This window comes from Streptomyces hawaiiensis (assembly GCF_004803895.1).
In the GTDB taxonomy this organism is placed as follows: Bacteria; Actinomycetota; Actinomycetes; order Streptomycetales; family Streptomycetaceae; genus Streptomyces; species Streptomyces hawaiiensis.
In genome coordinates this window covers 2,872,664-2,885,891 of sequence record NZ_CP021978.1, presented here as the reverse complement: position 1 = coordinate 2,885,891, position 13,228 = coordinate 2,872,664, and the positions used below count along the sequence as shown (strand labels likewise).

The 13,228-nt window shown below is 72.7% G+C and carries 10 protein-coding genes; 4 read left to right on the top strand and 6 right to left on the bottom strand.

Annotated elements, in window-relative coordinates; translation table 11 throughout:
* Positions 1–200 precede the first annotated feature (200 nt).
* On the top strand, positions 201–2,948 hold the full coding sequence (gene ppdK / locus CEB94_RS13305) for a pyruvate, phosphate dikinase (protein ID WP_425472454.1): 2,748 nt from the start codon (positions 201–203) through the stop codon (positions 2,946–2,948).
* A 145-nt stretch (positions 2,949–3,093) separates the two neighbouring features.
* Here the strand turns inward: ppdK and CEB94_RS13300 are convergent, their stop codons facing one another.
* The 5 genes from CEB94_RS13300 to CEB94_RS13280 all read right to left on the bottom strand — a co-directional run bounded on the left by CEB94_RS13300 (position 3,094) and on the right by CEB94_RS13280 (position 7,978).
* Positions 3,094–3,612, bottom strand: a complete 519-nt coding sequence (locus tag CEB94_RS13300; RefSeq protein ID WP_175432426.1) for an NUDIX hydrolase — start codon at positions 3,610–3,612, stop codon at positions 3,094–3,096.
* 93 nt (positions 3,613–3,705) lie between these two features.
* On the bottom strand, positions 3,706–4,212 hold the full coding sequence (locus tag CEB94_RS13295) for an excalibur calcium-binding domain-containing protein (protein ID WP_175432425.1): 507 nt from the start codon (positions 4,210–4,212) through the stop codon (positions 3,706–3,708).
* Positions 4,213–4,321: 109 nt separating this feature from the next.
* Complete coding sequence (locus CEB94_RS13290; protein WP_175432424.1) at positions 4,322–5,479, bottom strand: alkaline phosphatase PhoX; 1,158 nt, start codon at positions 5,477–5,479, stop codon at positions 4,322–4,324.
* A 163-nt stretch (positions 5,480–5,642) separates the two neighbouring features.
* Positions 5,643–7,133, bottom strand: coding sequence for a sensor histidine kinase (locus CEB94_RS13285; protein WP_175432423.1), 1,491 nt, complete (start codon positions 7,131–7,133; stop codon positions 5,643–5,645).
* Positions 7,130–7,978, bottom strand: coding sequence for a response regulator transcription factor (locus CEB94_RS13280; protein ID WP_175432422.1), 849 nt, complete (start codon positions 7,976–7,978; stop codon positions 7,130–7,132). The genes CEB94_RS13285 and CEB94_RS13280 overlap by 4 nt, the downstream gene beginning before the upstream one ends.
* 218 nt (positions 7,979–8,196) lie before the next feature.
* On the opposite strand from CEB94_RS13280, the gene CEB94_RS13275 reads away from it, so the two are divergent.
* From CEB94_RS13275 to CEB94_RS13265, 3 genes are all read left to right on the top strand, one after another.
* Positions 8,197–8,802: a carbonic anhydrase gene (locus CEB94_RS13275; protein WP_175432421.1), complete on the top strand. Its 606-nt coding sequence runs from the start codon at positions 8,197–8,199 to the stop codon at positions 8,800–8,802.
* A 725-nt stretch (positions 8,803–9,527) separates the two neighbouring features.
* Positions 9,528–11,222 (top strand): SulP family inorganic anion transporter, encoded by a 1,695-nt coding sequence (locus tag CEB94_RS13270; RefSeq protein ID WP_246112152.1) that lies wholly within the window; start codon positions 9,528–9,530, stop codon positions 11,220–11,222.
* A 98-nt stretch (positions 11,223–11,320) separates the two neighbouring features.
* Positions 11,321–12,247 carry an oxidoreductase gene (locus CEB94_RS13265; protein ID WP_175432420.1) on the top strand — a complete coding sequence of 309 codons (927 nt, stop codon included), beginning with the start codon at positions 11,321–11,323 and terminating at the stop codon, positions 12,245–12,247.
* A gap of 3 nt (positions 12,248–12,250) precedes the next feature.
* Here CEB94_RS13265 and CEB94_RS13260 read toward each other — a convergent pair whose 3' ends face one another.
* Positions 12,251–13,189, bottom strand: a complete 939-nt coding sequence (locus CEB94_RS13260; RefSeq protein ID WP_175432419.1) for an NHL repeat-containing protein — start codon at positions 13,187–13,189, stop codon at positions 12,251–12,253.
* Positions 13,190–13,228: the final 39 nt, after the last annotated feature.

Below are 13,228 nucleotides of genomic sequence, written 5' to 3'. Positions count from 1 at the left end.
CAGGAGGGTCTGAGAAGGTTCTTGTGTTCAAGAAGTGAAAACACGAGCCTGTGATCGCTTGCCGAGCCTTGACTTTCGATCCGCTGGCGGACGAGTGGTTACAGGCGTATGACGCGCGAGTGGACGTACCCAGACGCCTTTGATCTGGGTATGTTCCTGGCCGTCAGGGCAGCCACCGCGTCCTCGAGGAGTCGAGACCCGTGTCGGAAAACAAAGATCTCCCGGTAGCCGAGCAGGCCGCGAGCGTTGAGGGCGTGAAGTTCGTCTACGACTTCACCGAGGGCAACAAGGACCTCAAGGACCTCCTCGGTGGCAAGGGCGCGAACCTCGCCGAGATGACGAACCTCGGTCTTCCGGTCCCTCCCGGCTTCACGATCACCACCGAGGCCTGCAAGACCTACCTGGACAGCGGCGAGGAGCCGGCGGCACTGCGTGACGAGGTGAGTGCGCACCTCGACGCGCTTCAGGCCCGCATGGGCAAGAAGCTCGGCCAGGCCGACGACCCGCTGCTGGTGTCGGTGCGCTCGGGCGCCAAATTCTCCATGCCCGGCATGATGGACACCGTCCTCAACATCGGCCTCTCCGACAAGTCGGTGCAGGGCCTGGCCAAGCAGGCCGGCGACGACCGGTTCGCCTGGGACTCCTACCGCCGCCTCATCCAGATGTTCGGCAAGACCGTCCTGGGCGTCGACGGCGAGCTGTTCGAGGACGCGCTGGAGGCGGCGAAGACGGCCAAGAAGGTCACGGTCGACACCGAGCTGGAGGCCGCCGACCTCAAGAAGCTCGTCACCAAGTTCAAGAAGATCGTCAAGACCGAGGCCGGCCGGGACTTCCCGCAGGACCCGCGCGAGCAGATGGACCTCGCCATCCACGCGGTCTTCGACTCCTGGAACACCGACCGGGCCAAGCTCTACCGCCGCCAGGAGCGCATCCCGCACGACCTGGGCACGGCCGTCAACGTCTGCTCCATGGTCTTCGGCAACCTCGGCCCCGACTCCGGCACCGGCGTCGCGTTCACCCGCGACCCCGCCTCCGGCCACCAGGGCGTCTACGGCGACTACCTGCAGAACGCCCAGGGCGAGGACGTGGTCGCGGGCATCCGCAACACCGTGCCGCTCGCGGAGCTGGAGCAGATCGACAAGAAGTCGTACGACCAGCTGATGCAGATCATGCAGACGCTGGAGAACCACTACAAAGATCTCTGCGACATCGAGTTCACCATCGAGCGCGGTGTGCTGTGGATGCTCCAGACCCGCGTCGGCAAGCGCACCGCGGGCGCGGCCTTCCGCATCGCGACCCAGCTGGTGGACCAGGGCCTGATCGACGAGGCCGAGGCGCTCACCCGCGTCAACGGCGCCCAGCTCGCGCAGCTGATGTTCCCGCGCTTCGACGAGGACGCGAAGGTCGAGAAGGTCGGCCGGGGCATCGCCGCCTCGCCCGGCGCGGCCGTCGGCAAGGCCGTCTTCGACTCCTACACGGCCGTCAAGTGGTCCCGCTCGGGCGAGAAGGTCATCCTGATCCGCCGCGAGACCAACCCCGACGACCTGGACGGCATGATCGCCGCCGAGGGCATCCTGACCTCCCGCGGCGGCAAGACCTCCCACGCGGCCGTGGTCGCGCGCGGCATGGGCAAGACCTGTGTCTGCGGCGCCGAGGAGCTGGAGGTCGACACCAAGCGCCGCCGGATGACCGTGCCGGGCGGGCACGTCGTCGAGGAGGGCGACGTCGTCTCCATCGACGGCTCCTCCGGCAAGGTCTACCTCGGTGAGGTACCGGTCGTCCCCTCCCCGGTCGTGGAGTACTTCGAGGGCCGCATGCACCCGGGCGCCGACGACGCCGACGAGCTGGTCGAGGCCGTGCACCGCATGATGGCCTTCGCCGACCGCAAGCGCCGCCTGCGGGTGCGCGCCAACGCCGACAACGCCGAGGACGCGCTGCGCGCCCGCCGCTTCGGCGCCCAGGGCATCGGCCTGTGCCGCACCGAGCACATGTTCCTCGGCGACCGGCGCGAGCTGGTGGAGCGGCTGATCCTGGCCGACACGCAGGCCGAGCGCGAGGAGTCCCTCAAGGAGCTGCTGCCGCTCCAGAAGCAGGACTTCGTGCAGCTCTTCGAGTCGATGGACGGCCTCCCGGTCACCGTCCGCCTCCTGGACCCGCCGCTGCACGAGTTCCTCCCGGACATCACCGAGCTGTCCGTCCGTGTGGCCCTCGCCGAGTCCCGCCAGGAGCCGCACGAGAACGAACTGCGCCTCCTCCAGGCCGTCCACCGCCTGCACGAGCAGAACCCGATGCTCGGTCTGCGCGGGGTGCGCCTCGGCCTGGTCATCCCCGGCCTGTTCACCATGCAGGTCCGGGCCATCGCCGAGGCCGCGGCCGAGCGCAAGGCCGCCAAGGGCGACCCGCGCGCCGAGATCATGATTCCGCTCGTCGGCACGGTCCAGGAGCTGGAGATCGTGCGCGAGGAGGCCGACCAGGTCATCGCCGAGGTCGAGGCGGCCTCGGGCGCGCAGCTGAAGCTGTCCATCGGCACGATGATCGAGCTGCCGCGCGCCGCCCTGACCGCCGGTCAGATCGCCGAGGCCGCCGAGTTCTTCTCCTTCGGCACGAACGACCTGACCCAGACGGTGTGGGGCTTCTCCCGCGACGACGTGGAGGCCTCGTTCTTCACGGCGTACCTGGAGAAGGGCATCTTCGGTGTCTCCCCGTTCGAGACGATCGACAAGGACGGCGTCGGCTCCCTGGTGAAACTGGCCGCCAAGGCCGGCCGCGAGACCCGCCCCGACCTCAAGCTCGGCGTCTGCGGCGAGCACGGCGGCGACCCGGAGTCGGTCCACTTCTTCCACGAGGTCGGACTCGACTACGTCTCCTGCTCCCCGTTCCGCATCCCGGTGGCCCGCCTGGAGGCCGGCCGGGCGGCGGTCCAGTCCCAGGGCAGCGACCACCGCTAGCCAGGGCCCACAGAACCCGGAGCCGCCGACGGTCCCCGACCCTCACCGATCGCGGCGGCTCCGGAGCACGAAGAAGAGCGGGGCGGCACCTTGTGCGGAGGTGCCGCCCCGCTTTCGCGCATGTGCGTTCAGGGCCTGGCGACGGTCACTGCGGCAGACCGTCCCGCAGGCATACGACGGTGCCGGTCCGGGCCGCCGTCAGCAGCGCGGTGAGGGTGGGCACGCGGGTCGTCAACGGGGTGGATCCCAGGTCCGCGAGGGCGAAGAGGCCGTGGCGGTCGTGTTCCGAACTGGGCCGGACGGGCTGCCCGGCCGGGAGCCGGCCGCCGTGGAAGTAGAAGTCGATCACCGGGCCCGTGCCCAGCACATCGGCCCGGTGGTCGTACCCGATGAACCGCAGGTCCCCTGCGAGGCAGATGCCGGTCTCCTCGTGCAGCTCCCGGCGCGCGGCGCCGACGGGGTCCTCGCCGTGGTCGAGCATGCCGCCCGGCAGTCCCCAGAGCCCCGCAGCGGGCTGGCCGTCCGCGTAGCGCAGCAGCAGCATCCGGTCCTCGGCGTCGAGGAGCAGCACGCACGACGCGACGATGGTCTGGGGCAGCGTCTTGACCCACTCGTCACGCGGCAGCACGCGTTGTACGTCGGTGGCGGGCACGCTCGTGTCCACGGTGGAGTTCCTTCCGTCGGCCGGGCAGCCCGGGACGAGCTGCCCGAACGGTGGAACGGCCGGACGCGCCGATGGTCACCGGCATGTCGGGCTTCAGGTGTCGCAGGCGACCCCGTCGTTGTCCCGGTCCAGGTGGGAGGCGTACCCCGGCTCACCCCGGCGGATGGGGGCGGCACCGGCGGCCCGGACGGCGTCGCAGTTGGCGTAGTACACGTCCCCGCCGCCGCCCGAGCCGTTGTCGTCGGAGCCGCCGCCCCCCGAGCCGTTGCCGTCGGAGCCGCCGCCCGCCGCCGGCTGTGCGGTGACCGTGGTGGTGGCCCTGACGGTCTTCGTGGCGGTGACGGTGGGAGCGGGCTCCGGCTCCGGCGCGGGCGGTGTCGCGGTGGCCGTCGCGGTGACCGTGACGGTCGGCCGCGGCTCGGCGGACGCCCGCTTGGCGTCGCTCCCGGTCTCCCCGCCGCTCGCGCCCATACCGATGCCGAGGAACAGGGCCAGCCCGAGCGCGGGCAGCACGTAGCGCTTCCGGGCCCAGCGGGGCGCCGGTCTGCCGGGCTGCGGTGCGGGCGGAGCAGGGTACGGGCCGGTGTACGGATTGGTCATGGTCATCCCCCCGGGGGCGGTACGTGAGGGGATGACCGTAGGACCGCGCGGCCCTGCGCGGGGGAGGTGTGACCGATCTGTGATGGTTATGTGAAACCGGGTCGGGCGGCTACGCCCGGAACGGGCCCGTCACCTCGTACGTGATGCCGCCCGAGGAGCCGCCGCTGGTGCCTCGCTGGCTGGAGAAGTAGAGGCGGGTGCCGTCCGGGGAGAAGGCCGGGCCCGTGATCTCCGAGCCGGACTGGCCGTCGACGCGGAGGAACGGGGCGACCACGTCGGCCGGGGTGATGACGCAGATCTCCATGCTGCCGCCGTCCTCGGCGACGAAGAGGTCGCCGGAGGCGGAGCCGGTGACGTTGTCGACGCCGGTCAGCGGGGCCGTGCCGCTGGTCACCAGGGAGTCGTCGTAGGCGAGTTCGACGGTCTGGGCGGCGGCGTTGTACTGCCAGACGCGGTTGTCGCCCTTGGTGGTGAACCAGCAGGTGTCGTTCGCGTAGTAGCAGCCCTCGCCGCCGTTGAAGCGCTTGGCGCCGGACACCTGGTTGCGGGTGGCCGTCGCGCCGGTGGGGTCGGGGACCCGGGACCAGGTGACCGGGCCGCTCGTGCCGCTGCCCGCGACCAGGACCTCCAGCGTGCCGGAGGAGAGGTCGCCCCAGGTCGTCGGGCGGAAGCGGTAGAAGCAGCCGTCGGTGACGTCCTCGGTCAGGTAGACGACCCGGCGGACGGGATCGGCGGCCGCCGCCTCGTGCTTGAAGCGGCCCATGGCGTCGCGGCGCACCGCCGCCTTCGCGCCCCAGGGGTCGGTCTCGTAGACGTAACCCCGGTCCACCTCCTCGCAGGACAGCCAGGTGTTCCACGGCGTCTTGCCGCCGGCGCAGTTCTGGCGGGTATTGGACAGGATGCGGTACGCGCCGGTGATCGCGCCGGTCGAGGAGAACCTCACCGCGCTCGCGCCGCCCGACGGATTGATTTCGGAGTTGGAGACATAGATCCAGCCCGTGCCGTCGGCGTAACAGGCGCCGCCGTCCGGGGCGTTGTGCCAGGTGTACGACGTGGTTCCCACCCGCTGGCCCGACCGGGCGATCACCCGGCTGGTGAAGCCGCCGGGGAGTCTGATGCCGTTGGTGTCCGGGGCGCCCAGCGGCCCGTAGGGTCCGGTGCCGGGCTGGGCGGGGGCCGCGTACGCGGCGCCGCGCCACAGGGTTCCGCCCAGGGCGGCCGAGGTGCCGCCGAGGACGGCCGCACGCAGGAGGCTACGACGTTCCACTCTCACTCCAAGAGGTGCCGTACCGCCCTGCCGCCGGTCGACGGCAGGGTTGTGCGCGGGGGGAGGCGGGAGGGACGCTAGGCGGACAGGGTTGACGGGGCATGGACAACTCGTGGCCGTGGGACGGCATGCTGTGTGCCGCCTGTCCTACGGCGGACACCCCCTACGCCGGCAGCGCCGGGGCCTCCCGTCTCCGGCCGCCCCTCGGCCGGTCCGTGCCCGGTCCGGGTCCCGCGGCCGGTGGCCGTACGGACGGCAGCCGGATCACCACGTCCAGGCCGCCCGTCGCCGCCGTGTGCAGGGTCGCCTCGCCGCCGCCGGCGTGGGCGAGACGCTGCACCAGGGCGAGGCCGAGCCCCGAGCCGCCCTTGGGAGCGCCCGGGGCGCGCCAGAAACGGTCGAAGGCGCGGGCCCGCTGCTCCTCCGTCATGCCGGGGCCCTCGTCGGTGACGTGCAGGTCGACCCAGCGGGGACGGCTGTCGCGCAGGGCGCGGCGGGGCGGGGCCGGCGTCCGCAGCTCGATCGTGACGGTGCTGCCGGGCGGGGACGCCCGCAGGGCGTTGGACAGCAGGTTGTCCATGATCTGCTCGAGGGCTCCGGGCACCGCGAGCACCGGGCCGACGCCGCCCGCGAAGAGCACGAGCGAGACGTCCTCCCGGGCGAACAGCGGCTGCCAGGTGCGGTGCCGTTCCGCGCAGACCGCGCCCAGGTCGACGGTGGCGGGGATCGCCGCGTGCTCCTCGAGCCGGGCCATCGCCAGCAGGTGCTCGACCATCCGGGCGAGCCGGTCCGTCTCCGTGACGGCGGCGGTGAGGCTGCCCTGGGCCCGGGTGGCGACGTGCGGCTCCAGGTTCTCCAGGCGCAGCCGCAGCGCCGCGAGCGGGGTCTTCAGCTGATGCGAGGCCTCGCCGGCGAACGCCCGCTGGGAGGCGAGCAGATGGGCGAGACGGGCCGCGGTGCGGTTGAACGCGGCGGCCAGACTGCGCACTTCCGGCGGGCCCTTGGTGATCGTCACCGGGGTGAACCGGCCGCCGCCCTCCGCCAACTCGTGCGTCGCCCGCTCCAGTTCGCGGATGGGGCGGCCGGCCCAGCGGGCGAAGGCGAAGCCGACCACGGCCACCGCCGTCAGCACGGCCAGCCCGCCCAGGGCGAGCAGCAGCCACACGTGGTGGACCCGCTCGTGCACCGTTCGCGTGGGCACCGTCAGCCACACGGCGCCCACCGGCTGCGCCTCGTGACCGACCGGCGCGGCCACCGACAGGTACTCGACCCCGCCGATCGTGGAGGTCCGCACATCCACCGTGGAGGTGCCCCGCAGCGCGGCCGCGATGCCCGGCCGGTCGGCCAGGGCGCCGGACACCGAGGGGTCCATGGGGTGCGAGGTGGCGAGCGGCGCGCCCGAGGCGCCGACGATCACCACCTTGCCGCCGATGCGCTTGGCGCAGTGCGCCACCCGCGCGGGCAGGTCCCGTTCGGCCCGCCCCGCCGCGAGGGACAGCGCGGCGTACGCGGAGACCGACTCGGCCTCGTCCTTCGCCGCGTTGACCACCTGCTCCCGCTCCCCGCGCGAGTAGACGAAGCCCAGCGGGATCTCCAGGCAGAGCAGCACCAGCGCGGCGAGGCTGAGGTAACCGATCAACAGCCGTCGGGTCATGGAGAGGCCACCTGCGGGGCGTTCGGCCCGGTGTGCACCGCCAGCCGGAAACCGACGCCCCGCAGTGTCCTGATCCACGCCGGGTGCCCCAGCTTGCGGCGCAGCGCGGCCACATGGACGTCCAGCGTCTTGGTCGGGCCGTCGTAGTGCGGATCCCAGACGCGGTCGAGGATCTGCTGGCGCGAGTAGACCGCGCCCGGGTCCTCGCTGAGGAGCGCCAGCAGGTCGAACTCCTTGGGGGTGAGCGGCACGGGGGAGTCACCGACCCAGACCTGGCGGGTACGGCGGTCCACCACGAGCGGGCCCGGGTCGTGCGGGGGGCCGGGGGCCGGGTCGTACGACGGTGGGGCAGGGGGGTCGTAGGCGAGGGCCGGGGCCGGCTCGTACGTGGGGGAGGGGGCCGGTTCGTAGGGCGGCAGCGGCTCGGGGGTGCCGGGTGCGGCGGGCGTGCCCGGTGTGCCCGGGGGCTCGGGGAAGGTCTGCCGGGTGCGTTGCGTGCGGCGGGTCACCGCCCGGACCCGGGCCACCAGCTCCCGCACGCTGAAGGGTTTCGCCAGGTAGTCGTCGGCGCCCAGCTCCAGGCCCAGCACACGGTCGGCCTCCTCGCCGCGGGCGCTGAGGATGACGATGGGCACGTCCGAGACCTGCCGGATACCGCGGCAGACGTCGATGCCGTCCATGTCCGGCAGTCCCAGGTCGAGCAGGACGACGTCGTTGTACGGGCCTCTCAGCCCCTCCGCCCCAGTGGCCACGTGGTCCACCGTCAGCCCGAAGTGTCCGAGCCCTTCGGTGAGCGGCTCGGCGATCGTCTCGTCGTCCTCGATGAGCAGCACTCGTAGGCCCATACGTCCCGTCTCTCCGTGAAGCCGGCATGAATCCGGGCAGCGTGAATTCGCATTGCCCGCCCGGGACTTCACACGCTACAAGATGACCGACCGTCTGGGTATCCGGACAAAGAATGTTCAATTCCTGTCCGGGTTCTGGAGTTTGCTTAACCTTCCTCTGTAAGTCGTCCGTCTACGGTGGGGGCCCATAGAGGGAAATCGCAGCTCAGGAGGCATCCTTGAAAGCATTGCTGAACCGTGCCCGCACGTTCAGGGCGCGCGCCGATTTCGACAGCAGCGAATTCCGGAAACTGGCCGAAGGGCAATATCCGGAGGTGCTGTTCATTACCTGCTCGGACTCCCGGGTCATACCCGCACTCATCACGGGCGCACGGCCCGGGGAGATATTCGAGCTGCGCAACGCGGGCAATATCGTGCCGCCCCACGGACGGCCCGGGGCCTCCGGGGAGGCGGCCACCATCGAGTACGCACTGGAAGTGCTCGGGGTTCAGGACATCGTGGTGTGCGGTCACTCACACTGCGGCGCGATGGGCGCGCTGAAGTCCGGCGACGACCTGTCCGCCCTGCCCGGCGTGGACGCCTGGCTCCACATCGCCCGCCCCGAACTGGCCCCCGTCCTGGAGTCCGCGCCGGACGACCCGTCCCTGCCGGAAGTCTCCCAGGGCAACGTCGTCAACCAGCTGACCGCCCTGCGGAGTTACCCGGTGGTGCGCCGGCGGCTCGACGCGGGCCGGCTGCGGCTGCACGGCTGGTACTACGAGATCGACACGGGCTTTGTCCACGAACTCGGCGACGACGGCGCGTTCCGGGTGCATGCCGCGTGAGCGGGGCGCATGCGCGGGGGCGGGCACGCGGCGGCGCCACGCCGGGTGGCCGGCCGACCGGTCCGACGGGAGACGCGGCGGAGGACTGGGGAGCGGCTGGTTCCGAGGGAGGTGCTGCGGGCTGGGGGTCCGGCGGTTCCCCGGGGGGCTGGGAGCCGGGCGGCTTCGCAGGGGGCTCGGGGGAATGGGGGCCGGGCGGTTCCTCCGAAGGCCCGGGGGACCGGGGAGCGGGTGGCTTCGAGGGGGGCTGGGGGGAATGGGGGCCGGGCGGTCGCGGGGAGGGCGCGGCGGGTTGGGGGGCCGCTGGTTCCGACGGGGACACCGCGCAGCGGCGGACGGGCGGTGCCGCGGAGGGCGCGGCGAACTGCGGGGCCGGCGACTCCTGGCGGGGCTCGGGGGACTGGCAGGGGGGCGGGCCGGTGCGTGGTCCGTCGGGAGGTGCCGAGGGCTGGGGGCCGGACGGCCCGGCGGGCGGGTTGACGGGGGGTCGGTCGGGTGGTCCCGTCGGGGGCCCGTCGGGGGGCACTGCGAGTCGGCGGTCCGACCGTCAGGCGGACGGTCGGGCGGGCGGTTTCACGGGCAGCCGGTCGGGTGGCCCCGGGGGCGGCCTGGTGGGGGACCCGGCAGGGGGCGCGAGCCGGCGGCCGGACAGCCCGGCCGGTGAACCCGCGGGCGGCTCGGCCGGAGGTGCCGTGGGCGGTGTGCTGGGTGGGCTGATCAGCCATGTGACGGGTGGCGCGAAGGGCGAGGGCGGCACAGCGCGGACCAAGGCCGACCTCGTCACCGACATCACCGCCTCGCTCGTCGTCTTCCTCGTCGCCCTGCCGCTGTGCATCGGTGTCGCCGTCGCCTCCGGTGTGCCGGCCGAGCTGGGGATCATCTCAGGAGTGATCGGCGGTCTGGTCGTCGGCGCGGCCCGCGGCAGTACGCTCCAGGTCAGCGGGCCGGCCGCAGGACTCGCCGCGCTCGTCGCGGAGACCGTCGCCGAGGTCGGCGTGGCCATGCTCGGCGTGATCGTGCTGTTCGCCGGCCTCCTCCAGATCATCCTGGGACTGGTGCGGCTCGGCCGGATGTTCCAGGCCATCTCCGTCGCCGTCGTCCAGGGCATGCTGGCCGGCATCGGCGTGCCGCTGATGTTCAGCCAGGCCTATCCGATGGCCGACGCCAAGGCCCCCGGCACAGCGATCGAGAACATGGCGGGCCTCCCCGGCCTGCTGGCCGGCGTCGTGACCGACCCGCAGGCGATGACCGCCACCCTGCTGGGTGTCGTCACGATCGTGCTCAGCTTCGTGTGGAAGAAGGTGCCGGGCCCGGCCGGGAAGATCCCGGCGGCGCTGGTCGCCGTGGGCATCGGCATCGTGGTCGCCGCGCTGCCCGGCGTGGACGTGAAGACGCTCCAGGTGGGCAATCTGCTGGCGTCCGTGGCGCTGCCCGGGCCGGAGCAGTTCGCCGGGCTCGCGGACGGGGCGATCATCACCGCCATCCTCACCTTCACGGTCATCGCGTCCGCCGAGAGCCTCTTCACAGCCGCCGCGGTGGACCGTATGCACAGCGGCCCGCGCACCCGCTACAACACCGAGCTGATCGCCCAGGGCGCCGGGAACACCGTCGCGGGCATCCTCGGCGCGCTCCCGATCACCGCGGTCGTGGCCCGCAGTTCGGCCAACGTCCAGGCCGGGGCCAAGACCCGGCTCTCCCGCACCCTGCACGGCCTGTGGCTGCTCGCCTTCGCGCTGCTGCTGCCGCAGGTGCTCGCGCTGATCCCGATCTCGGTGCTCGCCGGTGTCCTCGTGCACAGTGGCTGGAAGCTGTTCGGGCCCGCCGAGTTCCCGAAGATGTGGCGGCAGGACAAGGGCGAGTTCGCGGTGATGACGCTGACCACGCTGGTCATCGTGGTGACCGCGCTGCTGGAGGGCGTGCTGATCGGCCTCGCCGCGGGCATCGTGCTGGCCGCGCTGCGGATGTCCCGGACCGCGATCCGCCAACACGTCGAGGACGACACGGCGAAGGTCGTCATGGCCGGCAACGCGACGTTCCTGCGGCTGCCGCAGGTGATCGAGGCGCTGGAGGCCGCCGCCGCGTCCGGGAAGCCGAGGATCCGGCTCGACCTGACGGGCGTGACCCACGTGGACCACGCCTGCCGCAACCAGGTCGAGGAGTTCACCGCCCAGCAGCGCGGGCTGGGGCTGCGGGTGGAACTGCTGATGCCGGGGGAGGCGAAGCCGGCCGGTGACCGGGCCGAGGCGCCCGCGGGGCAGGCCCCGGCACCGCTTCCCAAGCGGCCCGTCACGGCCATGGCCGAGGAAGCATGGCGCGAACCGGCGGCGAAACCCTCTCCCCGGCCCACCGCCGACGCCGAGTGGTTCTACCTCGACACCCGGCCCCTCCCGGACGACCGGCGGTCGAGCCCGGTGGGCTGACGGCGGCCCGGAGGGCCCGGTGGCGGCCCGGGCCCTCACGCCGTCGGCTGCGCGGCTCCTCTTAGGCTGGATCGCGCCACCGACGGAGGGAGCCTGCCATGCCAGGCTGGACCACACAGGACATCCCGGACCAGAGCGGCCGCGTCGCCGTCGTCACCGGCGCCAACAGCGGGATCGGATACGTCACGGCACGTGAACTGGCCCGCAAGGGCGCGCGGGTGGTGCTCGCGTGCCGCAGCGGGGCCCGGGGCGAGGCGGCCGTGGACCGGCTCCGTGCGGAACTGCCCGAGGCCCGGGTCGAGCTGGGCCGGCTCGACCTCGGAGACCTGGCCTCCGTACGGGAGTTCGCGGCCGGATTCCCCTACGAGCGGCTGGACGTGCTCGTCGACAACGCCGGGGTGATGGCGCTGCCGTACGGGACGACGGTGGACGGGTTCGAGACGCAGTTCGGCGTCAACCACCTGGGGCACTTCGCGCTCACCGGCCTGCTGCTGCCCGCGCTGCTGGCGGCGCCGGAGGCCCGGGTCGTGGTCGTCTCCAGCGGGATGCACGCCCTCGCCAACATCGACATCGACGACCTCAACAGCGAGCGGCGCTACCGGCGCTGGATCGCCTACGCCCGTTCCAAGACGGCCAACCTGCTGTTCACGCACGAGCTGGCGCGCCGGGCGGCGGCACACGGCACGGACCTGGTGGCGGCCGCCGCCCACCCCGGGTACGCGGCCACCAACCTCCAGACCACCGGGCCGCTCGCCGAGGGGCGCCCGGCCGCCGAGCGGCTCGTGCGGATCGCCAACCGGGTCGTCGCGCAGCCGGCCGAGGCGGGCGCGCTGCCGGTCCTGTACGCCGCGACAGAACCCGGCGTACGGCCCGACTCCTTCACCGGCCCGCACCTCGCCATGTGGCGCGGGGCGCCCGCACCGTCCTGGCGGGCGCCCTGGACCCTCAACGACGTGGCGGGGCAGCGGCTGTGGGCGGCATCCGAGGAGCTGACCGGAGTGACGTACGACGCCCTGAAGACATGACGCTCACAGGGCCACGGCCACCGCGTTGAACGTCGTCTGAGGCACTTGCGGGCTGGTGAAGCGGGCGTTGACCAGGTAGAGGCGGTCGCCGTGGCGGGCGGCGGTGGTGGGGACGTCGAAGCGGGGGTCGGTGATCGTCCTGGTCAGGGTTGCGGTGGTGACCTTCCTGTCGAGGTCCCAGACGGTGATCTTGTTGAGTCGGTTCTGGACGACGTACAGGGTGCGGCCGAGCCGGACCAGGCCGTCGCCGCCCGCCACGTCCGCCGCGCCCCGCAACGTGACCTTGGCGGCGTGCCCGGTCCTGAGGTCCACGCGGTACAGCTGACCCGCGTTGACGACGATCAGGCCGCGGCCGTCCGGCGTGGCGACCAGGCCGTTGGCGCTGTTGGTCCCGGCGGGCGCCTGCACCCACTCACCGGTCAGCGGCAGGGCGCGGACCCGGCCCCGCCGGCCGCGCGGGACGCCGTGGAGGACCGCGGCACGGGAGTCGGTGAACCAGGCGCGGTCCTCGTGCAGGACGACGTCGTTGATGAACGGGGCCGCGTCCCGGGTGAGTCGATACGTGGTGAGCAGCTCGCCGGTGCGCGAGTCGACGATCCTCGCGGTGCCTGAGGCGCCGCCGGCCACGTACAGCAGGCCGTCCCCGTCCAGCTTCAGGCCGATGGACGCGAGACCGGCGGCGCCCTCGTGCAGGACACCGCCCTTGCCGGTGCGCAGGTCGGTGCGGTAGATCGCGCCGTCGGCGCGTGAGCCCATGTACGCGTACGGCCTGCCGCCTATGGTGATCCCCTCAGGGAGCCAGCCGTCGGGCAGCGGGAACTCGGTCGGCCAGCGGGTCCCGGGAGCGGCCTGTGCCGTGCCGGTGCCGGCGGCCACCGCGAGCGCGGCGACGGTCCCGCCGAGGACGGTCCGCCGGGACGGCCGGGGGTGGTTCCGAGTCATGGTGGGGGCCTCCGTGGAAGGAAGGTGGGGGTGTGACTC